16 protein-coding genes are annotated in these 16,741 nt (G+C 33.8%); 3 read left to right on the top strand and 13 right to left on the bottom strand.

The window, feature by feature from the left end; translation table 11 throughout:
• Positions 1-960: 960 nt before the first annotated feature.
• From I6I93_RS02900 to ftsE, 4 genes are read right to left on the bottom strand one after another with little or no spacing between them, the layout of a single operon-like run.
• On the bottom strand, positions 961-2,130 hold the full coding sequence (locus I6I93_RS02900; protein WP_112889366.1) for a S41 family peptidase: 1,170 nt from the start codon (positions 2,128-2,130) through the stop codon (positions 961-963).
• Positions 2,130-3,371: a murein hydrolase activator EnvC family protein gene (locus tag I6I93_RS02905; protein ID WP_112889367.1), complete on the bottom strand. Its 1,242-nt coding sequence runs from the start codon at positions 3,369-3,371 to the stop codon at positions 2,130-2,132. Before I6I93_RS02905 ends, I6I93_RS02900 begins: the two co-directional genes overlap by 1 nt.
• Positions 3,372-3,379: 8 nt before the next feature.
• Positions 3,380-4,282 (bottom strand): permease-like cell division protein FtsX, encoded by a 903-nt coding sequence (ftsX, locus tag I6I93_RS02910; RefSeq protein ID WP_112889368.1) that lies wholly within the window; start codon positions 4,280-4,282, stop codon positions 3,380-3,382.
• Positions 4,257-4,955, bottom strand: coding sequence for a cell division ATP-binding protein FtsE (gene ftsE / locus I6I93_RS02915; RefSeq protein WP_112889369.1), 699 nt, complete (start codon positions 4,953-4,955; stop codon positions 4,257-4,259). The genes ftsX and ftsE overlap by 26 nt, the downstream gene beginning before the upstream one ends.
• A 217-nt stretch (positions 4,956-5,172) precedes the next feature.
• On the opposite strand from ftsE, the gene I6I93_RS02920 reads away from it, so the two are divergent.
• On the top strand, positions 5,173-6,357 hold the full coding sequence (locus I6I93_RS02920; RefSeq protein WP_112889370.1) for a coenzyme F420-0:L-glutamate ligase: 1,185 nt from the start codon (positions 5,173-5,175) through the stop codon (positions 6,355-6,357).
• A gap of 429 nt (positions 6,358-6,786) precedes the next feature.
• Here the strand turns inward: I6I93_RS02920 and I6I93_RS02925 are convergent, their stop codons facing one another.
• Positions 6,787-7,053, bottom strand: a complete 267-nt coding sequence (locus I6I93_RS02925) for a Veg family protein (protein ID WP_070701817.1) — start codon at positions 7,051-7,053, stop codon at positions 6,787-6,789.
• Between the two features lie 322 nt (positions 7,054-7,375).
• Between I6I93_RS02925 and mnmA the strand changes: the two genes are divergently transcribed.
• Both mnmA and I6I93_RS02935 read left to right on the top strand, forming a co-directional pair.
• Positions 7,376-8,437, top strand: coding sequence for a tRNA 2-thiouridine(34) synthase MnmA (gene mnmA / locus I6I93_RS02930; protein ID WP_112889371.1), 1,062 nt, complete (start codon positions 7,376-7,378; stop codon positions 8,435-8,437).
• A gap of 15 nt (positions 8,438-8,452) precedes the next feature.
• The gene (locus I6I93_RS02935) at positions 8,453-9,091 is read left to right on the top strand and encodes a 50S ribosomal protein L25 (RefSeq protein WP_112889372.1); all 639 of its coding nucleotides are present in this window, start codon (positions 8,453-8,455) and stop codon (positions 9,089-9,091) included.
• Positions 9,092-9,211: 120 nt separating this feature from the next.
• Here the strand turns inward: I6I93_RS02935 and I6I93_RS02940 are convergent, their stop codons facing one another.
• From I6I93_RS02940 to bioA, 8 genes are all read right to left on the bottom strand, one after another.
• Positions 9,212-9,892, bottom strand: a complete 681-nt coding sequence (locus I6I93_RS02940; RefSeq protein WP_112889373.1) for an HAD family hydrolase — start codon at positions 9,890-9,892, stop codon at positions 9,212-9,214.
• Entirely contained in the window at positions 9,889-10,737 is an 849-nt protein-coding gene (locus I6I93_RS02945) for a CehA/McbA family metallohydrolase (RefSeq protein ID WP_172605480.1), read from the bottom strand. The genes I6I93_RS02940 and I6I93_RS02945 overlap by 4 nt, the downstream gene beginning before the upstream one ends.
• Positions 10,671-11,201, bottom strand: coding sequence for a PHP domain-containing protein (locus I6I93_RS02950; RefSeq protein WP_112889231.1), 531 nt, complete (start codon positions 11,199-11,201; stop codon positions 10,671-10,673). Before I6I93_RS02950 ends, I6I93_RS02945 begins: the two co-directional genes overlap by 67 nt.
• Before the next feature lie 61 nt (positions 11,202-11,262).
• On the bottom strand, positions 11,263-12,567 hold the full coding sequence (locus tag I6I93_RS02955) for an ABC transporter substrate-binding protein (RefSeq protein WP_112889235.1): 1,305 nt from the start codon (positions 12,565-12,567) through the stop codon (positions 11,263-11,265).
• A 23-nt stretch (positions 12,568-12,590) separates the two neighbouring features.
• Positions 12,591-13,409 (bottom strand): carbohydrate ABC transporter permease, encoded by an 819-nt coding sequence (locus I6I93_RS02960; RefSeq protein WP_236587211.1) that lies wholly within the window; start codon positions 13,407-13,409, stop codon positions 12,591-12,593.
• The gene (locus I6I93_RS02965; protein ID WP_112889375.1) at positions 13,409-14,302 is read right to left on the bottom strand and encodes a carbohydrate ABC transporter permease; all 894 of its coding nucleotides are present in this window, start codon (positions 14,300-14,302) and stop codon (positions 13,409-13,411) included. The genes I6I93_RS02960 and I6I93_RS02965 overlap by 1 nt, the downstream gene beginning before the upstream one ends.
• Positions 14,292-15,368: an ABC transporter ATP-binding protein gene (locus tag I6I93_RS02970; RefSeq protein WP_112889376.1), complete on the bottom strand. Its 1,077-nt coding sequence runs from the start codon at positions 15,366-15,368 to the stop codon at positions 14,292-14,294. The genes I6I93_RS02965 and I6I93_RS02970 overlap by 11 nt, the downstream gene beginning before the upstream one ends.
• Before the next feature lie 163 nt (positions 15,369-15,531).
• Positions 15,532-16,734 (bottom strand): adenosylmethionine--8-amino-7-oxononanoate transaminase, encoded by a 1,203-nt coding sequence (gene bioA / locus I6I93_RS02975; protein WP_112889377.1) that lies wholly within the window; start codon positions 16,732-16,734, stop codon positions 15,532-15,534.
• Positions 16,735-16,741: the final 7 nt, after the last annotated feature.

Below are 16,741 nucleotides of genomic sequence, written 5' to 3' on the forward strand. Positions count from 1 at the left end.
TATAAGGAGGGGGAGCCAGGGGCGGGCGAGGCCCCTGACCCCCTCCTTAAACCTCCCCCCTAACCCCATCGCCCTGGCAGGGGCCCGACCCATTAATACGCAAAAAGCTCTTCGACTAAAAATTTCAAACTCACTTCGTTCAAACAATGAAATTTTTTTAACGTCTCCGAACTTTTTGCTTACTGCTTTATAAGCTTGCAGTTTATTGGCAAGCTTTACGACCTTATAATATTTCGACGAGCTGGGGCACTCCATCAGCTCACTGTTTAAGTATGAAGTTGTAATTTGTTGTGAAGTCACAAAAAATTACAAGCTCACATTTTTTCTTAAGTCATAGTTTATTATGAAGTCAGAGTTTTTTATTAAGTCATAAAAAAAAAAAAAAAAACAACTTCACAAATAATTATGAAATTATAAAAAAAGCTTAACAATTAACAATTTAAGCTTCTTTTAATAGAAAAGTTTATTCAAATCATAAGGTAGGCTCAAGTAACTCAAAATAAGTTTGAATTTGTGTAATGGTAAAACCGTGAACTAAGGTTGAAGAACCCCGTAAGGCAAGACAGCCGTTAAAAAATTCAACTGTTTGAGTTAAGCGATTAAGTAAACAAGTAATTGTGATTCAATCCTAATTGATTTATAGGTTTTTTAATCGCAACTATTTAAGCTTAACGAGTTTTGAATTTTAGGCTGTCTGCCGCTCGGGGTTGTTGGCAAAGGCCCCCGCCAGGTCGTTGAAGGTGTTGGGGGTGCCCCGGAGGGGGAAGGACCAATCGAAAGGTCCTAGCCCCCTCCGGAAAGGGAATAGTAAAGCATAGCTTTACAAAAACTTATTTAAAATAAAAAGCTTATCAAAAAATAAGAATTATAAAAGCGAAGCTTTTACTAAAACTTTTCACTAAAAAAGCAGCCTTTTTCTCGGCTGCTTTCATTTTTCTTAAAATTTATTTTTCTAAAATTCTATTTTTCTTTTAATATCTCTAGGGCTTTTTGAAGTTGTGTATCTGTCTCTTGATAGTCTATACCTATACCCTTAATATTTTCGGGAAGGTCTACTTCCACGTCTGGCTCTATTCCCAATTTATTTATTGAGTCGCCACTTGGTGTGAAGTATTCTGATGTTGTCAGTTTTAATCCGTCTCCTTCTGGCAAAGCAATTACATTTTGAACTACTCCCTTGCCATAGGTTTTTTTGCCAACAATTTTTGCCCTATCTAGGTCACTTATGGCTCCTGCCAAAATTTCTGAGGCTGATGCTGATCCTTCGTTGACGAGGACTACCATCTTGATGTCATTGTACTTGTCATCTGTCTTGTAGTCTTCTATGACTTCTCCCTTGTTGTTTTTCAATGTAACAAAGCTTGTCTTTGGAAGTATTGCGTCTCCAATTTCATAGGCAGCGTCAACTACTCCTCCAGGGTTACCCCTCATGTCTAGGACTATTCCCTTGACTCCATCGTCAGTGAGTTCTTGTAAAACTTTTTTGAAGTCCTTACCTGTCTCTTCGTCAAACATTGTTATACCAATGTAGCCATAGTCTCCGATTTTATTTTTTAAGACAGAGTCGATTTTTATCTCTTCTCTTTTGATTTCAACTTCTTCTGTCTTTAAGTTTTTCTTTTTTAAAAGTAAAATCTTGACGCTTGTTCCTGCTTGACCACGCATCTCTTTTGAGGCCTGATCAATTTTTTCTGCTGAGAAGTCCTTGCCATTGATTTTTAAAATCTTATCTCCAGATTCAACCCCAGCCCTATCAGCTGGCGATCCCTTTATAGGCGAAACTACAGTTACGCTTCCATCCTCTGCAGGAGAAATTATAACTCCAACACCTTGAAACTTACCCGTAGTTTGTTCTGACAATTTTTTCATCTCATCTTTTGTAAGATATTGTGAATAAGGATCTTCTAACCCTGCAACTAATCCCTTTAAGATTCCTGCCTCAAGATTTTCTTCTTTTATATCCTTATTGTAAAGATAATTTTCTTTTAAATATTTCTCAAGAAGAACTACCTTTCCAAAGTTTTCATTTGTTCCTAAAATGCTTTTTACTGTGTATATTCTCGTAACAACAGCAGTTGCCAATATTAAAATTGCAACTGCTGCCACTTTTAAAAATTTATTCTTTTTCATTATACATATCCCAATGGATTTACTGGCGATCCATTTACCCTAACTTCAAAGTGAAGGTGAGGTCCTGTTGATAGACCTGTGGAACCTACAAAGGCCACAACGTCTCCTGCTGAAACAGAGTCACCTACTGACTTATTAAGTGCTGAACAGTGAGCATAGACTGTCACTGTGTCTCCGTGATCTATCATAATAACATTTCCATATCCACTCATAAGTCTTGATAAAATAACTGTACCTGACTTAGCAGCAACTATAGGTGTTCCACTTGGTGCTGGTATATCTACACCTGAGTGGAATTTAGAATAACCTAAGATAGGGTGAGTTCTATAGCCAAATGGTGATGATATTGAGTAATGACCTGGAACTGGCCAAGTATATGCTTGTCCATCTCTTGGTCTTGATGCAACGCTTATGTTGCTGTTAACTCTATTTGTCCTGTTGGCAGATGCTCTTTCAGCCCTCTTCTTAGCTTCTTCTTCTCTTTTCTTTTGGACTTCAATTTCTTTTTGAAGTTTTAAAATTTCAAGGTCTAGGTTTTGCCAGTCTGATTGAGCCTTTTCAAATTCAATCTTGTAAGCATCAATGTTTTTTTCAAGAACTTTCATGTACTCATTCTTTGCATTAACTGCATCTTGGTAGCCTTGTCTTTCAGACTCAACTTCTGCCTTAGTAACTGTAACTTTTTCTCTATCAACTTTTAATCTTTCTTCAGTCTTTTTTATTGTGTCAATTTGAGTTTTTATGTACTCAATAAGTTCTCTGTCAGCCTTTGCGATTGAAGAAATAATTTCGTTGTTTCTAAGTAATTCTTCTATATCCTTGGAGTTTAATAAAACTTCAATATAGTTGACATTGCCCCTCTTATACATTTCTCTAAGTCTTGATCTTAGGGATTTTGTATTGGCCTCAAGATTTGCTTGAGCTTCTTCCAATTTCTTTTGGTTAGCAGCAATATCTTGATTTAATTTATTTATTTCTTTTTCAAGAGACGCTATCTTATTAGACTTCTCTTGAATCTTTGCATCAAGGCCTGCTATTTCATCAGTAACAGACTTTTTTTCTGATTCTGTATTAGAAATATTAGCCTTTTGCTCCTTAATTTTTGAATTAACCTGTTTTCTTTGTTCAATTTTTTCATCTTTTTCAATAGTCAGACTCTTAGAAGACTTGGCAAAACTTGCACTTGGAGCCGCCATTATGGCAGCAAGGCAAATTGCAAGAATCTTTCTCTTACTATACATTCTTTCACCTACACATCTAAAAACTTTTTAGTTGAGAATAGGGATCCAAAAAATCCAATTCCAACTCCAATGCATAAAAACATTATATACAAGTCAGCCCTAACAGACAAGGCACTTATCATATCCACGCCTGTGATATCGTTAAGTTGAGGATTTAACCTATCAAATATTATTCCGTAAAGTCTCAGTGTCAAAAATCCCGAAAGGGCTGAACCTAGAATTCCGAAAATAATTCCATTTATTAAGAAGGGTCCTCTTATATAAGTATTAGTTGCTCCAACATACTTCATTATGTTTATTTCCTTTTCCATGTTTGAAATTGCAATCTTAATTGTATTGTGAATAATTAAAATTGAAATTAAAACTAGGATTAGGACAATTGCTGCTCCCACATACTTAACTCCATTTTGAAGTTTCATCATTTGAGTGACAAAGTCATAATAATAATTGTGGTCTTCAACAATTGGGAGGTCCTTGTACTTATCTTCAATTTCCTTTCCATAGGAAAGTTCCTTCATTTCTACTGTAATGGAAGCTGGTAGGGGATTTCCTCCAGGAATATTTTCTAAAATTGTGGAGTTTTCTCCAAAACCTTCTTTAAACTCTTCTAGAGCCTCTTCTTTAGATACATAGGAAACTTTTTTTACCTTTTTATTGCCGTCAAGTTCATCGATAAATTCATTTACATCCTTGGGATTTACATCATCCTTTAAGAAAAATACAACTTTATCGAGCTTTTCTCCTGTTTGATAGACCATTCCATTTATATTTAGAATCATAAGTATAACTACGCCAAAAAGTGTAAGCATAGCTGTAATAGAAATTACAGAAGTAAAGGACATAGTCTTGTTTCGCCAAAGGCTGGAGAAGGATTCTCTCAAAAGATTAAAGAACTGTCTTATTGCCTTCATAGTAACCTCCTTCTCTTATATCCGAAACAATGGAACCATTATCAAGGGTAACAACCCTCTTATTAAATTTATCAACAATATTAACTGCGTGAGTCGCCATAATAATAGTCTTGCCATCATCATTAATGTTTTTTAGGGCAGACATAATGTCCCAAGCAGTGGATTCATCAAGGTTACCTGTTGGCTCATCACAAACTAGGTAAGGAGCATCGTTTACTATTGCCCTTGCAATGGCAACCCTTTGTGATTCTCCACCAGAAAGTTCTGATGGATAGTCCTTTACCTTGTCACTTAGGTTTACAAGATCAAGTGCATATCCCACTTTCTTATTAATTTCTTTTTTCGATTCTCCAAGAATTTCTAGAGCAAAGGCCACATTTTCAAAAACAGTCTTTTTCTCTAAAAGTCTGAAGTCTTGGAAGACAACAGAAATATTCCTCCTAAGTTTAGGAATCATATATTTTGAAATTTTAGTTATATCATCGTCGCCAATAAAAATCTTTCCACGATTTACCTTCTCTTCTCTAATGAGGAGCTTTATCATAGTAGATTTTCCAGCACCTGATGGACCAACTAAGAAAACAAAATCGCCGCGGGGCACTTCAATATTAATATTAGAAAGTGCAGCAACGCCGTTGTTGTATTCCTTATATACATTTTCAAATTTTATCATAAAAACACCTTTCTATAATCTTAATCAATTATATTACAAAGCGGTTACAAATGTACAGTCCTTTTGTTAATTTTACCAATTAAGCTCACAATATAGTAATATTTTTAAGACTTAAAAGCAAATTTATAAAAATAAATAAAAAAATATTTTACATTTCCTTACACTTCGTGTATAATTTTGAAGTAAAAAAGTAATTTATTTAAATGTAGGAGGAATTATGCAAAGATACATTGGTACAGTAGTACGTGGAATCCGTACACCTATTGTAAAAAGTGGAGACAATCTAGTAAATATTGTCGTTGATTCCCTAGGAAAAGCTCTTGAATCAGAAAATATTTCTGTTAGAGATAAGGATATTGTTGCAGTAACTGAATCACTAGTTGCTAGAGCTCAAAATAACTATGCAACAATTGATGATATTGCAGAAGATATTAATAAAAAATTCGACAAGGAAATCGGAATTGTGTTCCCAATCCTTAGCCGTAACAGATTTTCAACAATCCTTAGAGGAATTGCAAAATCAGGAAAAAAAGTACATTTTCTCTTCTCCTACCCATCTGACGAAGTTGGAAATTCACTAATGGATCCAAGTCTTCTTTATGAAGCAAAGATAAATCCATTTGCAGATGTCCTAGAAGAAAAAGATTACAGAAGAATCTTTGGCGAAGAAGTTAAGCACGAATTCACAGGAATTGATTATGTGACACTTTACAAGGAAATTTGTGGTGGTAACTGCGAAATCCACTTCTCAAATGATCCTAAGACTATCTTAAACTACACAGACGAAGTTCTTATTGGATCAACTCACACAAGATTTTCAATAAAAAGACTTTTAAAAGACGAAGGAGCAAAAGTTGTTCTTGGTCTTGACGATATATTAAATGAATCCATCAACGGAAGTGGCTACAACGAAGAGTTTGGTCTACTTGGCTCAAACTTTGCATCTGACACAAGATTAAAATTGTTCCCAAGAGATGGAGAAACTTTTGTAAATGAAGTTCAAAAGAAATTAATCGAAAAATACAACAAGCAAGTTGAAGTTATGATCTACGGCGACGGTGCCTTCAAAGATCCAGTTGGAAAAATCTGGGAACTTGCAGATCCAGTTGTCTCACCTGCTCACACTGATGGACTTGCTGGCCAACCAAGCGAACTTAAAATCAAATACATTGCAGATACTGACCTAAAGGATATGGATACTGAACACGCAACTGCTGCTATGAAAGAAAAAATCTCTCATAAGAACAAGGACCTTGTTGGTAAAGACGAAACTCTTGGAACTACTCCAAGAAGAATTACTGACTTACTTGGAAGTCTCTGTGACCTTACAAGTGGTTCAGGAGACAAGGGTACTCCAGTAGTTTATATCCAAGGTTACTTCGATAACTTTGCAAGCGAATAATATATAAAATTTATGCCACCCATGAGGGTGGCTTTTTTTCTTACAGATTTTTAATTTTTGTTTAAATTCTTTTTTCATCTCTATCACGTTTTTAATCCTTTACTTTCTCTAAAACTTATTAACTTATTCTTATCCTACTTCTCTTTAGTAAAACTCTTACTATAACTCAAGAATTTTTTCTATAATATAAATTAAATCTAATAAACTTTCCTAAGATATTACTCAAATTTTTACGACTTCACAATCTTTTACTACTTCATAAAAAATTGTAACTCTATAATAAATTTTTAATTCATAGGACTTTTTCGCTTAAAAATAATAAAAACATTCTCTAATAATAAAAATAATCTAGCACAAGGATAAATAAATTTTTGCAATAAAAAAAACAGGTGTCATAAACACCTGCCACATTTCTAATATAAAAAGATTTTATGAAATCATCTTTGCGTCTTTATATGTTACATCTTCATCTAAAACTGTAACTTGAACTGTTGATGTCAAAACGTCAGAATAAGTGTAACTTGCTGTCACTAATTCTTCTCCGTTAAAAACCTCAAGTACAAAAAGACTTGGGTAAGTTGCCTTTAGAATTCCCTTTCTAGTTACAATTTTTTTCCTGCCCTTGTTGGCCCTTACGATAACTTTCTTTCCTATGTGGTTTTCAAGTTCTTTCTTGATTATTTGCATTTGATTCATTCGATACCCATTCCTTCCAGACCTATTAATATTGATTAATTATACATTAAAAAAGTCCTCTTGTCAAATAAATCTATAATTTTACTCCATAAAAAAAACTTTGTCAATAAAATTTTACAAGAAATTTTATAATAAGTTAAAAATATTTTTATGACCTTTAGAATAAACTAACAATATTTTTTACACGTTAAATTTTTTTACATAATTTTTTTATTTCTTTCTTCAAATGCCTTGCAAACTTGTATTTTCTTAAATAAAGGTGGATTTTTCTAAACAACTATTGTATAATTATGTATTGTTATTGAGTGGATTGGAGGTATTGATGCAAGAAAAGAAAAAAGTCATTCTTGGAATGAGTGGCGGTGTTGATTCATCTGTCTCTGCAATTCTCTTAAAGGAAGCTGGCTACGACGTTACAGCAGTCTTTATGAGGAACTGGGCAGAAGATGATGGCATGTGCACTGCCCGAGAAGATTATATAGATGTTGTCTCTGTATGCTCTCAACTTGGCATTAAATATTTTACTGTCAACTTTGAAAAAGAGTATAGAGATAGGGTTTTTTCTTATTTCCTAAGTGAATATAAAAAAGGCAGAACTCCAAATCCAGATGTTATGTGCAATACTGAAATAAAATTCAAGGCCTTCCTTGACTATGCAATGGATTTTGATGCTGATTATATTGCTATGGGTCACTATGCCAGGACTAAAAAAGTTGATGGCAAGACTTACCTCTTAAAGGGCTTAGATAATAATAAGGACCAATCCTACTTTTTATCAAGGGTTAAGTCAGAAGCACTTGAAAAAACTCTCTTCCCTGTTGGCGATTTAACTAAGGATGAAGTAAGGCGCATCGCAGAAAAATATGAACTCTCTACTGCTTCTAAGAAGGATTCGACTGGAATCTGTTTTATTGGAGAAAGAGATTTCAATGAGTTTTTAGATCAATTTCTATTTACCAAGCCCGGTAAAATTGTGGACGAAAAGGGCAAGGTATTGGGAGAACACTCCGGCCTTATGCACTACACTATTGGTCAAAGGCGTGGAATTGGCATTGGTGGCGTAGGAAGTGGAGAACCCTTCTTCGTTGCTGATAAGGATTTAAAAAACAATCTTTTAATTGTGGCTCAAGGGATTAACAACCCCGTTCTTTATAAGGACAAGTTTGAAGTGGAAGATATTTTCTGGATTACAGAAAATCCTTCTCTTCCAGTGGACTTATCTGTTAAAATAAGATACAGGGCAAATGATCAGGCTGCCACATTGGAAAAAGTAAATGATAAATATGTTGTTAAACTGAAAAAACCACTTAAGGGTGTCACACCTGGTCAAGTGTGTGTTTTTTATCAAGGCGATGTTTGTCTTGGTTCAGGTATTATAAAATAATTTTTGGAGGTATATATGAAACTAGTTTTAAACAAAAGAGATGCTAAGGGTAAAAACAAAGTTGATAAACTTAGAGCAAATGGTGAAATCCCAGGAGTTCTTTACTCAAAGGGTAATGAAGCAAGAATGGTAAGTGGTCTTGAAAAAGATCTTCTAAAGGCTTATAGCCAAGAAGGATACTCAAACATTTTCGAAATCGAACTTGATGGCGAAACTGTATCTGTACTTTTCAAGGAAGTTCAAATGCACCACATTAAAAATGCTATGGTTCACTTTGACCTATACGAAATCGACATGAACACTGAAATCACTGTTGAAGTACCAGTTGTTCTTGAAGGTAGAGATGAAATTAGAGTTCAACCTTCTTCATTAATCCAAGTACTAAACGAAATAGAAGTTATCTGTCTACCAAAATATCTTCCATCAGAAGCTATTGTAAATGTTGCTGAAATGCAAATTGGTGACGCTAAGACTGTTGCTGACCTTGACATTTATGGCGACGAAAACATCAAAATTGATCTTGAAGCAGATGAAACTGTTGCAACTCTTGTTGAACCAACTGAAGAAGAAGAACCAGAAGAAGAAGCAGAAGAAGTTTCTGCAGAAGTTCCTACTGTTTCTGAAACTGAAGAAAAAGAAGAAGAGGAAGAATAATTTTAACTATTATAAAAAGGGCTCATGGAGCCCCTTTTTTTTGCCCTAAATTAGGGCTTATTTATTTTTTATAAACTTCTTAAATTATATTTCTAAAATTTTAATAATCTTTTTATAAGCCTACAAAAATTTCAAAATTTCACTTGGATCATTAATTATATTATCTGTGTAGGCTTCTAGCATTTCTCTTGACCCAGTCCCACAAAGGACTCCTATTTTCACTGTGTCTTCTCCAAAAACCATATCAACCCTTGAGTCTCCAACAATTATTATTTCTTGGTCCTTAAGGGAATACTTTTCTTTAAAGACTTCGAGGCTCTCTCTATTAGGCTTCTTCTCATAAATATCTGCAGCTGCATAAAAATCTATATAAGAATCAAGATTTAAGTACTCCATAGAATACTTGGCCTGCCTATAGTTGTCCGATGTGAAAATCCCAATTAAGATTTCTCTTCTCTTCAAGACTTCAAAAAGACTTTTTAAGTCACAAGTTTCTCTTATAAAATTATTGTTTTCCTTTAGATAATTTAAGAGGTGATCATCAATCTCTTTATAAATTTTCCCTAAGTCTTCGTCAAGATACTTAGAAAAAATTATTGCCAGGTCCATAACAGTTTCTGATGAGAGAATAGAATTTTCCTCTACCCCACCATCTTCTCTTATACCAATTTCTTTAAAAAGTTTTTTCTTCTTATCCTCACCTATGGTTTTTTCTTCCAAAAATTCTACAATAGAATCTACCCATCCATCTGTATATTCCAGGAGGGTCCCATCCTTGTCAAATAATATTGCCTTTATCATACTAAATCTTTAAGTTCCTTCCAAGTTTTTATTTTTTTCTCACTTTTGTCTAAATTATAAAAGTAGGGATTAGTGAATCCATAGAGTTCTCCATCTTCACATCTAACATTTGCTCTGACATAGTGATAATTCTCGTCTAAGTTTAATTTCTCATACAAAGTATTTTCATAAATTTTATAAATATCACCATCTACTATTAATTCTATATGAAGTTTTTTGTCGTGAAAAGTGCTTTCTTCTAATTCCAAAGTAAATTCGGTCTCATTAACTTTTTTTAACTCAATTAATTTTTCACGGGAGACAGAAATTTTCCCTGCTAACATTGCCTTTTTGATTTCATTTTTTGAAAGATTCTTCGCAAAAATATAGGTCTTTGGATCTCCAAGAAGTGATGGATAGTCTGCATTTTCATATTTTTCATCTGGGTAAAGATGAGAGTCGCTTCCACCTATACCATAAATTTTATAGCCATTTTGAAGAAGTAAGTCCCAAGCTTTTAAAGCTTTTTCCACGGCATCAATAGAAGTCATATAAGTTGGATCATTTATTATTTCCATAAATTTTAAGTCATCTAAAGAATAATCATCAACTAAAAATTCAAAAGTTTCCATAAAGGGATGATTAATTGAATAAATTTCATCCTTTATTTCCCTTAAAACTTTTAATAACCACTCTTCAGTGTTAAGTCCCTCTACAGAATATTTTTTAAAAACAGATTCATTAGTGAAAAATACATTGATGTGGCCGTACTTCGATGTTATTTCTGTTCCTTCAATAATTAATAAGTCAGTTTCAGGAAATCTTGTCTGATTAAAGTTGTGGTCTGTTGGAGAAAAGAAGGACAGGCCTCTTTTTTTGCTACTTCAATATTTTCTTCTGGAGATAACTTACCATCAGAGTAAAAAGTATGAGTGTGAAAGTCACCAGCATACCACTTTTCTTCACTGCATTTGACTTCATCTTTTTCTATGTCCACTTCTTTTTTAGAATCAATAGGGCTTTTTTCATCTTCAATTTTTAAAATGACATCTCCTTCTTTGTGAAGAAGATAAGTTATTCTATAATCGCCACTCTCTAAATTTTCAAAGCCATTAGAGGACTTTAAGATATCCTTTGACATAAATCTTTCTGCATCTCTATTTGCTGTAATGCTACCCACAATTTCATTTTCTTTATAGACAAATAGACTTATGAAAAATTTTTCTCCTTTTAGACTAAACTTGATTGAATCCTTTATTAATTCATCCAATTTTATTTTTAACTCTATTTCATTGTATCCTTCTCTTAAATTTTTTATTATATTTTCCATATTTCTCCTTAAAAAAAGCTCTGGGACTTAACCCAAAGCTTGATTTTAATTTTTTTATTTCTTACTTATTTATTTCATCAAGAGCTGCCTGTGCAGTTTTTGCTGCTTCATCAAGGGCAGTCTTTGCATCAATATTTTGAAGCTCAACCTTATCAGCAGCAATGGAAAGTGCGTCTGTTATTTTTCCATCAGTTGGATCAATGAAAGCTGGTGAAGCATGCATTGCTTGTTCATAAGGAACCCCTGCATAAGGGTTTTCTTCGATAAATTTTTTGTATTCAGCTACATCTGCCGCAGATTTTCTTACTGGAATGTATCCAATTTTTTCTGACCACTTAGCAGAAACTTCTGGACTTGTGAAATAAGCTATCCATTCATAGGCTGCCTTTTGTTGTTCTTCACTTGCTGCTGCAGGAACAAGTAGTGAGTGTGCACCAGCCACTGGCTTTCCTGGGTTTCCATTAAGTCCCGGTTGTGGAAGTGATGAAATTTTTGTAAAGTCAAGATCTCCCTTGTCTCCTGATGAACCAGTGTAGGACATTGCTTCACCATTCATTACATCATCAATTGTTCTATACCAATATTCCCAGCCTTGTCCACCAGATTCAATTTTTGTAGTTTTGTTTTCAAAAATTTGTTGTCTTACAAAGTTCCATGAGTCAACCCATTCTTTGCTATTAATTAAAACTTTTTTTCCATCATCAGATAAAATTTTACCACCATTAGATAGAGCTATATCTATTAAGTTTTCATGATTATACATTACAAGGTGACCCCATTTTGCTATGCCCTTGTCTTGGATTTCCTTTGAATATTTAAAAGTATTTTCCCAAGTGTTAAATACTTCTTTTGGATCAAGTCCTGCCTTTTCAAGTAAGTCTTTTCTGTAATAAATTACTTGAGTTGTGCCATATGCTGGGAACCCGTAAACTTTGTCATCAACCATTGCCGGTTTCATAAAAACTTCAAGATAGTCGTCAATATGAGTTCTATCATCCATATATTTTGTTAAATCTGCAAGCATTCCGTCCTTTACTCTTAGTTCAATATTTGATCCAATGTAAACTGCTGGTGGCTCATTTGCTGCAATAGCTGCCTGAACTTTTTGGAAAGTTTCATTGTAGTCAGCTTGTTGAACACCAACAACCTTTACCTTATCTTGTGACTCGTTAAATTCTTTTATAATCTCTTTCATTGTTTCTCCAGCAACTGATCCAAGTCCATACCAAAATTGGATTTCAGTTTTGCCTTTTGAATCTGCTGTCTTTTCTTCCGTCTTCATTGCATTTTTTGCAGAACTTGAACATCCTGTAAAAATCATAAGTGCACATAGCATAAGTAATGCTGTCTTAAAAATTTTTTTCATGTTTTCTCCTTTTTAATTAAATTTTATCCTTTTATTCCACTATCAGATATTCCTTTTATAAACCATTTTTGTAAGACAATAAATAGTATTAAAAGTGGAAGAACTGATATAGTATTTCCCGCCATTAAAAGAGGTAAGTTTTCTCCAAAATTTCCCTGTGATGTGAAAAATTTATTTAGTCCAACGCTTATCAAATACTTTGATTTTGAATTTGTAATAAGTGATGGCCACATATAATTGTTATACATTGTTACAAATTGGATAAGTGCATTAGTAAGTATAGTTGATTTAGAAATAGGAAGTACAACTTTTAAAAGTATATCCATGTCACTTGCTCCATCCATTTCAGCAGCTTCTATTAGCTCCTTTGGCACCTCCTTAAAAGTGTTGTAGAGCATATAAATTGTAAAGACTGCCACTGAATTTGAAATAATAATTCCAGTCAAAGTGTCTATTAAATTTAATTTTGCAATTATTACATAGCTTGGCACATATGTTGTTGCAGCAGGAAGCATATAAGTCAAAAGAATCCCTTTAAACATCATGCCTCTTAGTTTAAAGGAAAATCTGTACATGCCATATGCAAGTAAAACCCCTGTGATAATTTGAAGAATTACTATTATAATTGATGTGACAATTGAATTTATAATATATAAATCAAAAGGTGCTAAATTTAATGCTCCAAGAAAATTCCTAAAGTCTAAAAAATCTGGTATAAAGCTAAGGGGCTTTCGCATAATTGATTCAGTAGTTTTAAAGGAATTTGAAATCATCCACATAAGTGGAAAAAATGTTATTATTGATAAAAATATAAGCACAAGGTGTCTCGCTATTTTTTTCATCATGCCTCCAACTTCTTTCTCATAAATATCATTAATAATGACAAAATTGCTGTTATTATTACAATGATAAGTGATATTGCACTTGCCTTACCCATATTAAACTCTTCAAATGCCATTTGATAGAACAGATATAGTAGAGTTCTAGTTGAACCTGCTGGACCACCTCTTGTCAAAACTGAAAACTGATCATAAGCTTGAATTGAGGTTATAAGATTCATAATTAGTAGGAAAAATGTGGTGCTCTTTGTCATTGGAAAATAAATATATTTTATTTTTTCAAAAATATTTATCCCTTCAAGTTTTCCTACTTCAAACAAGCTGTTTGGAATTTTACTCATGGCATCTGTATAAAATAACATTGCCCAGCCAGCATTCTTCCAAATTGTAACTATAATTACTGCAAGCATGGCTGTATTTTCATTACTTAACCAGTTGGGACCATCTATTCCAACTGTGGCAAGAATCCTATTTATTAGACCAACATCCCCTCTTAGCATCCATGACCAGACAATTGACATGGCAACCATTGGGGTTACCCAAGGAGAAAATAAAAAGCCTTGATAAATCAATTTACCTCTGAAATTTCCTTGCAAAAATAGGGCAAATATAAATCCCAAAAGTAAGACAGGCACCACTGTTCCAATTCCAAATACCAAAGTATTTTTAACAGCTTGCCAAAAAAAACCGTCTTGCAAGATGTACTTGTAATTACCCAGTCCAACAATATCGAAGTTTGGACTCACATAATTCCAATTTGTAAAAGAAATAATAAGTGATGCAAGCATTGGCAAAAACCAAAAAATTAAAAGTGGCAACATGGGAATTAAGAAGTAAGTCAAAAACTCTTTAAGTCCAAGCTTTCTCTCATAAGATTTTCTTATGCTAGTCTTCATAGTTTTCACCTATAAAAATTCTATCTCCAGAAAGCCTGTCAAAGAAGTAAGCCTTATCTTTTGGTATTTTTACAAAAAATCCACCATTATCCTTTAGTTTTTTATCTAAATCGCATTTCAAAATTATTTTGTTGGAAAATAAATTTCCTGAGATATTGTAATCAGATCCCAAAAGCTCAATTAAATTGACACTAAAAGGCAATCCGACGCTCTTTGAAAATTCAAGAGATTCTGGCCTTACTCCTAAAGTAATTTTCCCGTCAGCTAAACTTATACCGCTTAAAATTTTATTACCTTCATCATCATAGAAGTCACCAGCTTTAACTTCACCATTAATAAAATTCATAGCTGGAGAACCTAAAAATCCTGCAACAAAGGCATTAATAGGATTGGTGTAAAGCTCTCTTGGGCTTCCAATTTGCTGAATTACTCCATTGTTTAAACAGACAATTCTAGTTGCCATAGTCATAGCCTCAGTTTGATCGTGAGTGACATAAATGACAGTTGACCCCAGCTTGTTTTTTAAATTAACAATTTCTTCACGCATTTCAACTCTTAGTTTTGCATCTAAATTTGAAAGTGGCTCATCCATTAAAAATATGTCAGATTCTTTTACTATTGCCCTGCCCAATGCCACTCTTTGCATTTGACCACCAGATAAATCCTTGGGCTTCCTATTTAAGTAATTAGTCAAGTTTAAAATTTCTGCAGTACTTCTCACTTTTTCGTCAATTAATTTTTTGTCTAGTTTTCTAATTTTTAATCCAAAAGCTATATTTTCATAGACGCTTAAATGAGGATAAAGTGCATAGGACTGAAATACCATGGCAATATTTCTATCCTTTGGCAAAACATCGTTAGATAATTTCCCATCGATGTAAAGTTCTCCACTAGTTATGTCTTCAAGACCAGCAATCATCCTAAGACTTGTTGACTTTCCGCAACCAGAAGGACCAACAAATACAATAAATTCATTTTCTTTTATGTCAATGGAAAAATCTTTAACTGCATATTCCTCATTTTCTTCATATTTTTTGCATATATTTTTTAAGCTGATTTTGGACAAATCCTCTCCTCCTTTCACCTAGTTTATTCTACGTTTAATTTAAATATAAAAAATATATGGAAGGTAAATTATTTGTAAATTAGATAAAATTCATATCTTTAAAAAAAATTTGCAATTAAAAAGAGCTCACTCTAAATTAAGTGAACTCTAAAAAAATATTTTTTTATTTATTTTTAAACCATTCCTTCATAGTTCTCATTACTTTTCTAAGTTCTTCTTCACTTATTACATAGGGAACCATAGAATAAATATATTTCACAAAAGGCCTTGAGAAGACTCCTCTTTCATAGGCAAATTCTTGGAAGCCTTCTATGTCCTTGCCATCTTTAACTTCAATGCAAACGCAGGCTCCCATAATTCTCACTTCTTCAATTTTTTCATGAGTGAAGCCTTCCATCTCTTCTCTTTCGATTTCTTCAATCCTCTTGATCTTGCTCATAAAGTCTTCTTCTTGGAAAATTTCAAGACACTTAGAACCAACGGCACAAGCTAGTGGATTTCCCATAAAAGTTGGTCCATGCATAAGGGCATGTCTTGGGTCGTCATCATAAAAGGCATCGAAGACCTTCTTGTTGGCAACTGTAGCTGCATGGCCAAGGTAACCTCCTGTTAAGGCCTTGCCAAGGCAGATTATGTCAGGTAAGACTAGGTCTGCCACAAATCTATGACCAGTTCTTCCAAATCCTGTTGCTACTTCGTCAAATATTAGCAATACATTGTGCTCATCACAAAGTTCCCTTGCTCTTTCCAAAAAGGAAATGTCATACATCCTCATGCCACCAGCTCCTTGTAAGAGTGGTTCAACTATAAAGGAATTTAGCTTGTCCCCGTATTTTTCAAAGGCTTCTTCAAGGGCATCAATTTCTGTTGGAATGTTTACAACATACTTGCTCTTGCCATAGGCTTCTAGGACAAAATGATAGTCTTCGTCGTCACCCACCTCCATAGTCTTAAAGGTATCTCCATGATAGGCATTGGATAGAGCAAGGATCATGGTCCTGTCACTTTCTCCCTTGTTCATGTAGTATTGAAGGGCCATCTTTAGGGCAACTTCTACTGCCACAGAACCTGAGTCAGAGAAGAAGGGATAGTCTAGGTCTCCTGGCAAAAATTCCTTTAACTGGTTGGAAAGTCTTTCCACTGGCTCGTGAGTTAGGCCACCAAGCATAACGTGAGAAAATTTCTTAACTTGATCTATTAGGGCTTCATTTATTTTTTCATTTTTATAGCCGTAAATTGTTGACCACCAAGATGAAACTGAGTCAATCATGTCATTATCTTCTGTATAAAGGTGGACTCCCTTAGCATCTATGACCTTGTAAGGTGGCTTCATAGTTTTTAGTTGTTCATATGGATACCAAATCATTTTATAT

This window comes from Peptoniphilus harei (genome assembly GCF_016726485.1).
GTDB classification, from domain to species: domain Bacteria; phylum Bacillota; class Clostridia; order Tissierellales; family Peptoniphilaceae; genus Peptoniphilus_A; species Peptoniphilus_A harei.